The organism is Colwellia sp. Arc7-D (assembly GCF_003061515.1).
GTDB lineage: Bacteria > Pseudomonadota > Gammaproteobacteria > Enterobacterales > Alteromonadaceae > Cognaticolwellia.
This window is the reverse complement of sequence record NZ_CP028924.1, coordinates 2,361,774-2,374,320: the sequence shown is the minus strand read 5'-3', so window position 1 is coordinate 2,374,320 and position 12,547 is coordinate 2,361,774. Positions and strand designations below refer to the sequence as shown.

Here is a 12,547-nt window from a genome sequence, read left to right as displayed (position 1 = left end):
ATTATATGTTTTCATTAGAAGGTAAAGTCATTTTAGTGACAGGCGCAAGTCGTGGTATTGGTAAAGCAATTGCATCACAACTTAAAGCACTAGGTGGTAATGTTATTGGTACAGCAACATCAGAGCACGGTGCAGCCAATATCAGCGAGTATTTAGGTGAAGGGCAAGGCTTAGTATTAAATGTTACTGACGATGCCTCAATCAGTGCTATGTTTGATTTAATTAAAGAAAAGCATGGTTCGGTTGATATATTAGTTAACAATGCTGGTATTACGCGTGATAACTTAATGATGCGCATGAAAGACGATGAATGGAATGATATTATTAATACTAACCTAACGTCAGTCTTTAAAATCAGTAAAGCGGTATTACGTGCGATGATGAAAAAACGTAATGGTCGTATTATCAATATTGGTTCAGTTGTTGGTACAATGGGTAATGCGGGTCAGGTAAATTATGCTACAGCTAAAGCAGGGTTGATTGGTTTTACTAAATCATTAGCCCGTGAAGTAGCTTCTCGTGGTATAACGGTTAACACAGTTTCACCTGGTTTTATTGATACCGATATGACTCAAACATTGACTGATGAGCAAAAAGAAGGCATTTTTGCACAAGTTCCGGCAAACCGTTTAGGTAAACCTGAAGAAATTGCTAACGCTGTTGCTTTCTTAGCATCTGATTCTGCAGCGTATATTACGGGTGAGACATTGCACGTAAATGGTGGCATGTACATGGTTTAACATAAGCTAGCTTAACGGCTATTTTATGTTGAATTTGAATAAATTATATACAGTCAACAGGTTAGACCAGCAAAAAAGTAAAATTAGAAGCTTGCAAGGTTGGCTTTTGACGAATAAACTACACACAATTTTGAAAAATTGTATTTTCTAGTAAAGGAAGAAATATGAGTACTATTGAAGAACGCGTTAAAAAAATTACTATTGAGCAACTTGGTGTAAGCGAAGACGAAGTAAAAGTTGAAGCTTCATTTGTTGATGACTTAGGTGCAGATTCTTTAGACACTGTTGAATTAGTAATGGCGTTAGAAGAAGAATTTGATACTGAAATTCCAGATGAAGAAGCTGAGAAAATTACAACAGTTCAAGCTGCAATCGATTACGTTACTGCAAACCAGTAATAATAAACGAATGTAATGATTTCAGGCGGTTTAATTACCGCCTGAATTGTTTTTATCGTTTGAAAATATTAATACCCATTTCAAAATCATATACTTTGGTTTTGATCAATTAGATTTACAACTCACAAATATTCAACTCTTTCGGAGGCAGCACATCTCATGAGACGCGTTGTAGTTACCGGTCTTGGCATGCTTAGCCCTTTAGGCAATAGCCCTGAATCAACTTGGCAAAACTTACTACTTGGTAAAAGTGGTATTTCTGACATTACGCATTTTGATACTTCTGAGTATCCAACGCGTTTTGCTGGCTTAGTTAAAGATTTTGATGCACAAGACTACATGGCTCGTAAAGAAGCCAAAAAAATGGATTTATTTATTCAATATGGCGTTGCAGCAGGTGTGCAAGCTATCAAGGACTCTGGCTTAGAAGTTAATGAAGCAAATGCTCAGCGAATTGGAGTTGCGATAGGCTCTGGCATAGGTGGTTTAGGTCTTATTGAAGAAAATCATACAAAATTGTTAAAAAATGGCCCTCGTAAGTTATCGCCATTTTTTGTTCCTTCTACCATCATTAATATGATCTCTGGTCATTTATCTATAATGTTCGGTATGAAAGGCCCAAACATCTCTATAGTTACTGCCTGTACTAGTGGTGTACACAATATCGGTCATGCTGCGCGTATGATTGCTTATGGTGATGCTGACGCTATGGTTGCTGGTGGAGCAGAAAAAGCTTCAACTACGATGGGAATGGGGGGCTTTGGTGCAGCACGTGCCATGTCAACGCGTAATGATGCTCCTCAACAAGCTTCACGCCCATGGGATAAAGACCGAGATGGCTTTGTGCTTGGTGATGGCGCAGGTGTACTTGTACTTGAAGAGTACGAGCATGCAAAAGCCCGTGGCGCTAAAATTTATGCAGAGCTAGCAGGTTTTGGCATGAGTGGTGATGCTTATCATATGACTTCACCGCCTGCTGATGGTGCTGGTGCGGCATTAGCAATGAAGAATGCGATCAACGATGCCAAAGTTGATATTGCTAAAATTGGTTATATTAATGCCCATGGTACGTCGACACCTGCAGGTGATATTGCTGAAACTAATGCGGTTAAGTCTGTATTTGGTGATTTAGCTTACGATGTCATGGTAGGTTCTACTAAATCTATGACAGGTCACTTATTAGGTGCTGCAGGTGCTGTTGAAGCTATTTTTAGCATTCAAGCATTAGTCAATAATGCTGTGCCGCCAACCATTAACCTAGATAACCCTGATGAAGGCTGTGATCTAGATTATATTGCTCACACCGCACGCGATGTAAATTTAGATTATGTTTTATGTAACTCGTTCGGATTTGGTGGCACTAACGGGTCATTAATATTTAAAAAACTTTAATTGATTTATCGTCCACAGACGATTTGTTCAATTAAATTTTATCTAAGCGTTAAAACAACTTGAATTCAATTGCTTAAGCCTGAATACTTAGTATTCAGGCTTTTTTATGGCAATTTGTAAGGTAACTATGACAAGCGTCGCGTTAAGTTTTGTAGATGGACAGCTCGCTGACTCGATCCCGATTAATGATCGCGGGTTAGCCTATGGAGATGGTTGCTTTACCACCGCTTTAATTATTGATGGTGAAGTTGCTATGTTGCCACAACACCTTAACCGGTTAGTTGTACAAAGCCAAAAACTAGGATTACCAGACGTTGATTTAACGACATTGAAAGTCACGATAAATAACATAAGCGCAGATATTCACATTGGTGTTCTAAAAGTTATTATTACGTGTGGAAGTGGTGGACGAGGCTATTCACGCTTGGGTGTTGAAAGCGCAAAAGTGATTGTATCTGTGCACGACTATCCAACAAACTATCCTCAATGGCAAAAAGTCGGAATATCTGTTGGCATTAGTGAACAAAAACTGGGTATTAACCCGATGCTTGCAGGCTTAAAACATTTAAATCGTTTAGAGCAAGTGATGTTAAGAGTAGAACTTGATAAACGCCCAGAAGATGATTTACTTGCTTGTGATGTAAATGGCAATGTAATTGAATGTTGCAGCGCTAATGTATTTTGGTTAAAAGCAGGGAAATGGCATACACCCATGTTATCAACCGCTGGTGTTGCAGGCTTAATGCGTGAAAAAATATTATTAAATTATGTCGATATTACGCCTGCTAATTACGCTTTAACTGATTTGAATAATATTGATGCCATGTTTATAACCAACGCTATTTTAGGTATAGTGCCCGTTAAGATTTTTAATGATCATAAATTAGATATTTCATTGGTTTCAGCCCTACAAAGCCAATGCATGAATACTGAAGTTAACAAAAATGAATAAAAAAATTATTAATTTACCTGTTATAGCCAAAAGGGCACTTTATACTCTAGCCGCATCGGTGTTGTTTAGCATTTTGGCTGTCATTGTTGTCATGTTAATGTCAGAAGAAAAAGCACAACAGCCTTTAGCCATTGAGCAAAATGAGTTTATAACCATTAAGCCAGGTGCTTCTTTTAATGCCTTCTCAACCCTGTTGGTTAATAAAGGGTGGTTAGAAAATAATTTTTGGTTACGTGTCTATGCAAAGTTTAACCCGCAGCAAAGTAAAATTAAGTCAGGTACCTATCAAGTAGCTGCGAAAACAACAGTATCTGAGTTATTGAATTTAATTGTTTCGGGTAAAGAACATCAATTTTCGATTACTTTTATTGAAGGCAGTACATTCAAACAGGTATTAGCCCAGCTTGCACAGCACCCCAATATATCGCATGAACTCACCGACTTATCTCCTGCTGTTGTCGCTAAAAAACTGGCTATTGAGCAGGATAATCCTGAAGGTTGGCTATTTCCTGAAACTTATGCTTTTACTCAAAATGCTACTGATATCAGTATTATTAAAAGAGCCTATGTCAAAATGCAAAGTGCGCTGGCTGAACTGTGGCTCAATAGAGCAGAGAATTTACCCTATAACTCGCCATATCAAGCGCTGATTATGGCGTCTATTATAGAAAAAGAAAGTGGTAAACACGCTGAGCATCCCCGTATTTCATCTGTGTTTGTTAATCGACTAAATAAACGTATGCGCCTTCAAACCGATCCCACCGTTATTTATGGCTTGGGTGATAGATATCAAGGTGATATAACTTACGCTCATTTACGTGAAAAAACCGCTTATAATACATACAAAATCAAAGGCTTGCCGCCAACGCCAATCGCTTTACCTGGTGCTCAAGCTTTGCAAGCTGCTTTAAACCCTGAATTGAGTGATTACTTATATTTCGTTAGTAATGGAAATGGAGATCATATATTTTCCACAAACCTTGCTGATCATAATCGTGCAGTGAATAAATATCAGCGAAAATAACCAGTAACTTACAATAAAGTGTTACTTTTGCATGCGCCAGTAACAAAGTTTATGGAAAATATTTATTATTGAGTTTGTCTGATGATAAATGTTAGGTCCATTTTAATACATTTGTGTTTACGGCTGGCTTTACAGTAGCAATGAGAAATAGAGAATTATATGAATAAAGGTTTTATGGTTGTTTTTGATGGTAGCAATGGTGCTGGTAAAACAACCGTTATAAATGAAGTAGAAAAATATATCTCATCAAAAGGTTTAGATATTGTTTTAACTAGAGAGCCGGGTGGCACAAACATTGGAGAAAAAATCAGGCATATTATTCTTGATCCTACGACTCCAGAAATGTGTGACATGACAGAGCTTATGTTATTTGGTGCAGGACGTGCTCAACATATTCAAGAAAAAATAAAGCCAGCATTACAAGCCGGTAAAATTGTGATTTCAGATCGGTTCGATGCAGCGACATTTAGTTTTCAGCATTATGCGCGTGGTATTGATCTTTCGAGTATCAAAAAAATTAATAACCTAGCACTCAATGGTTTTAAACCTGACATGAATATTATTTTAGATTTAGACCCGGTTGAAGGTTTAAACAGAGTAATGAGTCGTGGCGAAGGATTGGACCGTTTAGAAGATGAAAAGTTGGACTTTCTTATTAAAGCGAGAAATGGTTATCTAAAACAAGCAGAAGAACAGCCAGAACGCTTCGTCATTATTGATGCATCACAATCTAAATCTGCTGTATTAAATGATGTCATTAACGTCATAGATACGTTAATTTTAAAACACAGTTAACAGTTAGGTGTTGTGCAGAAAAGAGCTTGTATCTAATAAGCTTAAAAAGTTAGTAATTAAATTCACAATAGATAAAAATATACATTCGCGTTAAATAACCATTTATAAGTTTTTTGATGCGATATTAGTGACACTTAAAGGTAATAAATGAAAACTTGGTTACTTGCTATGCAACAACAATTATCGCGACAAGTACGCGATAACAAATTGCCCCATGCCTTATTGTTTTCGGGTGTAGACGGTGCTGGGCAAGAAGAAATAGCACAATGGCTTATTAATGTATTGTTATGCCAACGCTTAAAAGAGCATGTCGACAAAACGCTTAACAAAGCTAGTGTGCTTGAAGAGATAAATGCCGATAGTGCTCAACTAGTCGATGCTGTTCTACAGCCTTGTGGTATTTGTAAAACCTGTAAGTTGTTCGCAAATAATAGTTATCCTGATCACCTTACTATAGTTTCTGACAAGAAAAATATTGGTGTAGAGTTAATTCGTGATCTTAGTCACTTTTTTGAAAAAACTGCTCACATTGGTGATATGAAAACAGCGTTAGTTAATCAAGCTGATACCATGACAGTGTCGGCGGCCAATGCTTTGTTAAAAACGCTTGAAGAGCCAACAGAAAACAGCTTTATTATTTTAACTACAGACAGCAGTGATTTATTACTCCCTACCATTATCAGTCGTTGCCATGAATTTGAAATTCGTCCACCGGTAGGTAAAGAACTTTTAGCTGAATTTAATCAACAAGGGGATGATGCCTTTGTAAATCTCAGCCATTTAAGTGAATTATCAGATGCAGAAAGCGCCGTTGCATTTGCGGCATTTCGTGATATGGTCAACAAATATTTATTTGCTCACCAACACCGTGCCGATATACTGGCCATATTAGTTGAACATCAAGCTGGTTATCGGTGGTTAGAGAAAATTATTGTCGATATGATGCGCCATCAATCTGGTTGGCCAACAGTGGGGAGTAATAATGAACCTACTGATAGCATTAATAAGCATCAGTTATGGGATATTTATAATTTAGTACAAGTTGCCAATGGCAAGTTAAAAACAATTGTACAAGTTAATAAACAGTTTTTGAGTGAACAGCTACTCGCCGATATTAAGGTTGTTTTACAAAACAACGAGCAAACAGTAGAGGAATGATTTTGGAAAATATTACGCTTGAATTTATTTCTGATCGTGATTTATATCAGTCATATATGCCATTTATGAAAAATGGTGGTTTATTTATTAGAACAACTGAACATTTTGAATTGGGCGCAGATGTAAATTTATTTGTTACATTACCTGACTCGCTTGAGCCTTCTGAAATTTCAGGCAAAGTTTCTTGGATCACACCTATAGGTGCGCAAAATGGCACACCGGCAGGCATAGGTGTTAGTTTTGTCGAAGATCCAGATAACATTCGTAATCAAATCGATAAATCAATCGGTCGGTTGCTGAATTCGTCTGATCCTACTTTATCTATGTAAAGACTATGTTTTGAACATTGAACTAGTATTTCATATTCATGAAAATTGAATTTTACATAAAATACTAATGTCATTCGCATTAGTAATTCCCATATTAAGTTAAGCACATTCGTGCGGAGTACCCTCGTGTTTATAGATTCTCATTGTCATTTAGATCGACTAAAACTCGAAGAGTTTGACAATAATTTAGATAATGTAATTAATGCTGCACTGACAGAAAAAGTAAACACACTGTTGTGCGTAAGTGTTACTTTACAAGACTTTCCTGCAATGGCCGAACAAACCGCTAAATACGATCATGTGTGGCTTACTTGTGGCGCACACCCGTTAAATCAAGAAGATGAAATAGATCCTGAACTCTTAAGTGATTTAGCAGCGCACCCGAAAGTGATTGCCATTGGTGAAACGGGGCTAGATTATTTTTATGCACCAGAAACTAAACCTGTGCAATTAGACTCTTTTCGCAAACATGTGCGAGTGGCGAATAAATTAAATAAGCCTTTAATTATTCATACCCGCGATGCCCAAGAAGATACTTTAGCTATTTTAAGGGCAGAAAAAGCAGAAAATGTGGGTGGTATTTTACATTGTTTTACAGAAAGCTGGGAAATGGCTGAGCAAGCTATCGCGATGGGATTTTATATTTCATTCTCCGGCATTGTTACTTTTAAAAATGCCGCAGCACTTAGGGAAGTCGCAAAAAAAGTACCCGCTGATCGTTTTTTAATTGAAACAGATTCTCCATATTTAGCACCAGTACCGCACCGTGGTAAACAAAATCAACCTGCGTATGTTGTTGAAGTAGCAAAACACCTCGCGAGTATTCGTGGTACTTCTGTGGCAGAAATTGCCAAGCAATCAAGCGAAAATTTTCATCGCTTGTTTCCACAAACGGTTGTTAGCTAAATTTTTGATAAAAAAATGCCCAAAACTACTGCTAGTTTTGGGCCCAGGGGTGGCTCATATCAACTGAGCCTGCGCTAATAAAACATTCTAATATACTTATCATCCTTGTAGTACACGACAGACATTACGGGGAGCGAACATTAACTTGAAAAACTTTCTGTAAAGTTAAGTGTAGTGCACAGTTTTATAATTGCAAAAATTAATTTTTGTCATTAATCTACCTAATTACAATGGTTTAAAAAAGTAACTATGGTTAGGTAAAGTCAGCTAAATTAAAGGCCTCAAAGCCTATTCATTATACATTCACCGATTGTAATCAACTTATTAGCTATGGCTTAACTGTGCCTTAACTAGGTAATACAAGACTTGTGTGTCATGATATTTTTCATTAATACTAATATTAAAAGAGTTAAAAATTGTTAAATCGTATCTGGAGCGGATTTTTCTTTGTTGCCTTTATTTCTGCAATGGTGCAATGGCTAGTATTTGATCACATTTTAATTTTTGAAGAAATAGTTAACGCTATTTTTACTATGTCAAAAGTTACGGTTGAAATTGCCATTGGCTTGATTGGCATTTTAAGCTTTTGGCTTGGCATGATGAAAATAGCAGAGCATGCAGGAATAATTGACAAACTCGCACGGTTTATATCACCTTTATTTATACGCCTTATGCCTGAGGTACCCAAAGGACACCCGGCAATCGGGTCGATGACGATGAACTTGTCGGCAAACTTTTTAGGTTTAGATAACGCAGCAACGCCACTGGGTTTAAAGGCAATGCAAGACTTGCAGTTATTAAACCCTAATAAAGAAACAGCCAGTGATGCACAAATTCTCTTTTTAGTGCTCAACACATCAGCCGTAACTTTGTTTCCAGTGACGGTATTTGTTTACCGTGCGCAGCAAGGTGCACTTAATCCTACCGATGTTTTTGTACCTATTTTATTAGCGACTTTTGCCTCAACTCTTGCAGGGTTATTTGCTGTGGCCTTTGTACAAAAAATAAAATTATATCAACAGGTTATTTTACTGTATTTAGCGGCTGGTATTGCACTGATTGGCGGGATTGTTGTTTACTTTAGTACGTTGAGTGCTCAGTTGTTGGCCCAGCAATCTTCGCTCATGGGTAATTTTTTAATATTTAGTACGTTGATAATTTTTTTATTATTAGCCTTAAAACGTCAAGTTAATGTTTATGACAGTTTTATTGAAGGTGCAAAGCAGGGCTTTGAAACCAGTATAAAAATAATTCCTTACCTACTGGCTATGTTATGTGCAATTGGCGTATTTAGAGCGAGTGGTAGTTTAGATTTTTTAGTTGACGCTATACGACAGTTAGTTTTATTTTTTAATGGCGATACTCGCTTTGTTGATGCTTTACCTACTGCTTTTATGAAACCTTTAAGTGGCTCTGGCGCCCGTGCGATGATGGTAGAAACCATGAACACTCATGGAGCAGACTCGTTTGCGGGTCGATTAGCGTCAATTGTACAAGGGTCAACAGAGACAACCTTTTATGTTTTAGCGGTTTATTTTGGCTCTGTAGGTATTCGATATAGTCGTCATGCTTTAGCTTGTGGTTTAATTGCCGATGTTGCTGGCATAACCGCTGCCATTGGCGTTTGTTATTGGTTTTTTGGTTAATTTATTTAATTGTCGACAGTGAGCTGGTTTTATTTACTCTACACCTGTCTTAATAATTCCCTCCGTTTAAGCTACTAAGCTTTTTGTTACAGCCTTTGCTGAGCAGGCTCTAGGTGGTTTTGCATCTATATTTTAAAACATACTATTCATCATGGTTATAAGCTAAGTGCGATTAATTATCTTTATTATTGTCGACAATAAATCTGTTTTTATATTGACTAATGCATTTAATTAGCTATTATTAGCTCAAGTTTTTTCAATGTGTCGACAATAATGGCTTTAGATAATCCAACAATGCAAGCGGCGGTGACCACTGCTGATAAAGTTTTCGAACAAATGTTGCATGATATTGTTGAGGGCAACATTGAAGCGGGTAGTAAAATTAGTGAGCCAGAGTTAGCCAAAAAATTTCAAATAAGTCGCTCAACCCTTCGTGAAGCCTTAAATCGTTTAGAAAAATGTCACTTAATTGAGCGTAAAGCCAATGTAGGCTCTCGCGTAGTGCAATGTTCAATTTCTGGTTTGCTAGAGATTTATGTTGTACGTGAAGCTTTAGAGGGCATGGCATGTCGACAAGCAGCACAAAACATGACAGAAGACGAAATTACTGAAATGAGAGCTATGCTTAAGCAACATGCAAGTGCAAAAGCCTTGCGTGACGGTATTGCTTATTATCAAGAGGAAGGGGATTTAGATTTTCACTATAAAGTGATACTCGGTAGTCATAATCAACAGTTAATCAATATATTATGTGGTCAGTTATATCACCTTGTTCGAATGTATCGTTGCCAGTTTGGTATGAACAGTCCGCGAGCAACTAAAGCGTTTGATGAACATTCCCGCATAATTGAAGCGATTGCCGATAGAGATGGCGAATTAGCCGAAATGCTAATGAGGCGTCATATTGCCGCTTCACGTAAAAATATTGAAAACAAAATTGCACAACAGCAATAGCGGCCAGCTATTTTCAGCTATTTTATATTACATAATTTGATAAATAAGGACTTAACAATGTCTACACAATTAACTCCCGGCGCTAAGTTTCGTCGTGCTATAGCGAACAATAAACCCTTACAAGTTGTCGGTGCTATTAATGCCTATTGTGCAATGATGGCTGAAGAATTAGGTCATCAAGCTATTTATTTGTCTGGTGGCGGTGTTGCTAACGCATCATATGGATTACCTGATTTAGGCATGACATCTCTTAATGATGTTATTGCTGATGTTCAACGTATTACTAGCGCGTCTACTCTACCTTTATTAGTTGATATAGATACTGGCTGGGGCGGCGCATTTAATATAGCCAAAACCATTCGGGATATGGAAAAAGCGGGAGCTGCTGCTGTTCATATTGAAGATCAAGTAGCACAAAAACGCTGTGGTCATCGTCCAAATAAAGAGATTGTTTCAACGCAAGAAATGGTGGATAGAATTAAAGCCGCTGTAGATGCACGTACAGATAAAGACTTTTTTATCATGGCAAGAACAGATGCATTTGCACAAGAAGGTTTAGAAGCAGCATTAGAGCGTGCAAAAGCTTATGTAGCAGCAGGTGCTGACGGTATTTTTGCTGAGGCAGTTAAAACCGAAGAACATTACCGTGCTTTTACTGAAGCACTTGATGTTCCCGTATTAGCGAATATTACCGAGTTTGGACAAACAGAGCTTTGGAATAAAGCCGAGTTAGGTGAGTGGGGATGTGCCATGGTGCTTTATCCTTTATCTGCTTTTAGAGCAATGAATAAGGCGGCAGAGTCGGTTTATAAAACGTTACTAAATGATGGTGACCAAAAAGCAGAGATAGAGAACATGCAAACACGCATGGATTTGTATGATTATTTGGGTTACCACGATTACGAACAAAAACTTGATGCCTTGTTTACTGAAGGTAAAAACAAGTAACGAGTATACTTTTTGTAACGAGAAACTAATTTTTAACCATTAGCGGTGAATTTATTACCGTTAAAGGACAAGAGGAAAGAATGATGACAGAGAAAAAATTATCAGGTGCTGGATTACGTGGTCAAAGCGCAGGCGAAACAGCATTATGTACGGTAGGAAAATCAGGCTCGGGCTTAACCTACTGTGGTTACGATATTGCTGATCTAGCTGAAAATGCAACTTTTGAAGAAGTAGCTTACTTACTTTTCAATGGTGAGCTACCTACTGAAAAAGCCTTAGCGACATATAAAGCCGATTTACTTGCTATGCGTGACTTACCGCAAGCATTAAAAGAAGTACTTAAGCTTATTCCAAAAGAAGCTCATCCTATGGATGTTATGCGCACCGGTTGTTCATTTTTAGGTAATTTAGAGCCAGAAAATGATTTTAGCGAGCAAAATAACGCTGCTAACCGTTTACTCGCCGCTTTTCCTGCCATCATGTGTTATTGGTATAAGTTTTCACACGAAGGGGTAGAAATTGACTGTATGTCAGATGAAGCTTCTCTTGGTGGTCACTTTTTACGTTTATTAAGTGGTAAAAGTCCGTCAGCGCAGCATGAGCGCGTTATGGACGTGTCATTAATTCTATATGCTGAACATGAATTTAACGCTTCTACGTTTACGGCGCGCGTTTGTGCTTCAACGTTATCTGATATGTACTCATGTGTTACGGGTGCTATTGGTACTTTACGTGGACCACTGCATGGCGGCGCGAATGAAGCGGCAATGGACATGATTGAAAAATTTAAATCTCCTGCCGATGCAAAAGAACAAATGGCCGGGATGTTAGCGCGTAAAGAAAAAATAATGGGCTTTGGTCATGCAGTTTATAGTACGTCAGATCCACGTAACGTTATTATCAAAGCATGGTCTGAAAAGCTAGCCGCAGAAAACGGTGATACTTCTTTATATGATATTTCAGTCGCCTGTGAAGAGTTTATGTGGGACAGCAAAAAATTATTTTGTAATGCCGACTTCTTTCATGCCTCTACCTATAATTATATGGATATACCGACGAAATTGTTTACGCCAATATTTGTTTGCTCACGTTTAACAGGTTGGGCTGCTCATGTTATGGAACAACGTTCAAATAACCGTATTATTCGTCCTTCTGCGGATTATATTGGTGCCGAGCCACGTAAAGTTCAGCCAATTGCACAAAGGTAAATTGCGCTAGTATCGACCCCATAAAGCCTTATCTTCTTAGATAAGGCTTTATCACTCATTAAATTAATGACAAAGCGTTTATTTTTCCTTTGTCAAA

General features: G+C 37.7%; 13 protein-coding genes. All 13 read left to right on the top strand.

Annotated elements, in window-relative coordinates:
- Window positions 1–5 precede the first annotated feature (5 nt).
- The 13 genes from fabG to prpC all read left to right on the top strand — a co-directional run bounded on the left by fabG (window position 6) and on the right by prpC (window position 12,450).
- A complete protein-coding gene (gene fabG, locus DBO93_RS10320) occupies window positions 6–740 on the top strand; it encodes a 3-oxoacyl-ACP reductase FabG (protein WP_108456275.1) in 735 nt (244 codons plus the stop codon).
- 164 nt (window positions 741–904) lie between these two features.
- Entirely contained in the window at window positions 905–1,138 is a 234-nt protein-coding gene (gene acpP, locus DBO93_RS10315; RefSeq protein WP_077286054.1) for an acyl carrier protein, read from the top strand.
- 159 nt (window positions 1,139–1,297) lie between these two features.
- A complete protein-coding gene (gene fabF / locus DBO93_RS10310) occupies window positions 1,298–2,530 on the top strand; it encodes a beta-ketoacyl-ACP synthase II (protein ID WP_108456274.1) in 1,233 nt (410 codons plus the stop codon).
- Between the two features lie 106 nt (window positions 2,531–2,636).
- Window positions 2,637–3,482 carry an aminodeoxychorismate lyase gene (gene pabC, locus DBO93_RS10305; protein ID WP_108456273.1) on the top strand — a complete coding sequence of 282 codons (846 nt, stop codon included), beginning with the start codon at window positions 2,637–2,639 and terminating at the stop codon, window positions 3,480–3,482.
- Window positions 3,475–4,506: an endolytic transglycosylase MltG gene (mltG, locus tag DBO93_RS10300; protein WP_108456272.1), complete on the top strand. Its 1,032-nt coding sequence runs from the start codon at window positions 3,475–3,477 to the stop codon at window positions 4,504–4,506. The genes pabC and mltG overlap by 8 nt, the downstream gene beginning before the upstream one ends.
- Window positions 4,507–4,665: 159 nt before the next feature.
- The gene (tmk, locus tag DBO93_RS10295) at window positions 4,666–5,301 is read left to right on the top strand and encodes a dTMP kinase (protein ID WP_108456271.1); all 636 of its coding nucleotides are present in this window, start codon (window positions 4,666–4,668) and stop codon (window positions 5,299–5,301) included.
- A 147-nt stretch (window positions 5,302–5,448) separates the two neighbouring features.
- Window positions 5,449–6,459: a hypothetical protein gene (locus DBO93_RS10290; protein WP_108456270.1), complete on the top strand. Its 1,011-nt coding sequence runs from the start codon at window positions 5,449–5,451 to the stop codon at window positions 6,457–6,459.
- Window positions 6,460–6,461: 2 nt separating this feature from the next.
- Window positions 6,462–6,788, top strand: a complete 327-nt coding sequence (locus DBO93_RS10285; RefSeq protein ID WP_239058962.1) for a PilZ domain-containing protein — start codon at window positions 6,462–6,464, stop codon at window positions 6,786–6,788.
- A 126-nt stretch (window positions 6,789–6,914) separates the two neighbouring features.
- Complete coding sequence (locus DBO93_RS10280; protein WP_108456268.1) at window positions 6,915–7,694, top strand: YchF/TatD family DNA exonuclease; 780 nt, start codon at window positions 6,915–6,917, stop codon at window positions 7,692–7,694.
- A 416-nt stretch (window positions 7,695–8,110) separates the two neighbouring features.
- The gene (locus DBO93_RS10275; RefSeq protein ID WP_108456267.1) at window positions 8,111–9,340 is read left to right on the top strand and encodes a spore maturation protein; all 1,230 of its coding nucleotides are present in this window, start codon (window positions 8,111–8,113) and stop codon (window positions 9,338–9,340) included.
- 273 nt (window positions 9,341–9,613) lie between these two features.
- The gene (locus DBO93_RS10270) at window positions 9,614–10,294 is read left to right on the top strand and encodes a GntR family transcriptional regulator (protein WP_108456266.1); all 681 of its coding nucleotides are present in this window, start codon (window positions 9,614–9,616) and stop codon (window positions 10,292–10,294) included.
- Window positions 10,295–10,351: 57 nt separating this feature from the next.
- The gene (prpB, locus tag DBO93_RS10265) at window positions 10,352–11,242 is read left to right on the top strand and encodes a methylisocitrate lyase (RefSeq protein ID WP_108456265.1); all 891 of its coding nucleotides are present in this window, start codon (window positions 10,352–10,354) and stop codon (window positions 11,240–11,242) included.
- 83 nt (window positions 11,243–11,325) lie between these two features.
- Window positions 11,326–12,450 carry a 2-methylcitrate synthase gene (gene prpC / locus DBO93_RS10260; protein ID WP_108456264.1) on the top strand — a complete coding sequence of 375 codons (1,125 nt, stop codon included), beginning with the start codon at window positions 11,326–11,328 and terminating at the stop codon, window positions 12,448–12,450.
- The last annotated feature ends 97 nt before the right edge of the window (window positions 12,451–12,547 follow it).

What these genes read in the sequence shown, in the direction of transcription:
- fabG (WP_108456275.1), top strand. Translation starts at nt 6, where the DNA reads ATGTTTTCATTAGAAGGTAAAGTCATTTTAGTGACAGGCGCAAGTCGT.
- acpP (WP_077286054.1), top strand. Translation starts at nt 905, where the DNA reads ATGAGTACTATTGAAGAACGCGTTAAAAAAATTACTATTGAGCAACTT.
- fabF (WP_108456274.1), top strand. Translation starts at nt 1,298, where the DNA reads ATGAGACGCGTTGTAGTTACCGGTCTTGGCATGCTTAGCCCTTTAGGC.
- pabC (WP_108456273.1), top strand. Translation starts at nt 2,637, where the DNA reads ATGGCAATTTGTAAGGTAACTATGACAAGCGTCGCGTTAAGTTTTGTA.
- mltG (WP_108456272.1), top strand. Translation starts at nt 3,475, where the DNA reads ATGAATAAAAAAATTATTAATTTACCTGTTATAGCCAAAAGGGCACTT.
- tmk (WP_108456271.1), top strand. Translation starts at nt 4,666, where the DNA reads ATGAATAAAGGTTTTATGGTTGTTTTTGATGGTAGCAATGGTGCTGGT.
- DBO93_RS10290 (WP_108456270.1), top strand. Translation starts at nt 5,449, where the DNA reads ATGAAAACTTGGTTACTTGCTATGCAACAACAATTATCGCGACAAGTA.
- DBO93_RS10270 (WP_108456266.1), top strand. Translation starts at nt 9,614, where the DNA reads ATGGCTTTAGATAATCCAACAATGCAAGCGGCGGTGACCACTGCTGAT.
- prpB (WP_108456265.1), top strand. Translation starts at nt 10,352, where the DNA reads ATGTCTACACAATTAACTCCCGGCGCTAAGTTTCGTCGTGCTATAGCG.
- prpC (WP_108456264.1), top strand. Translation starts at nt 11,326, where the DNA reads ATGACAGAGAAAAAATTATCAGGTGCTGGATTACGTGGTCAAAGCGCA.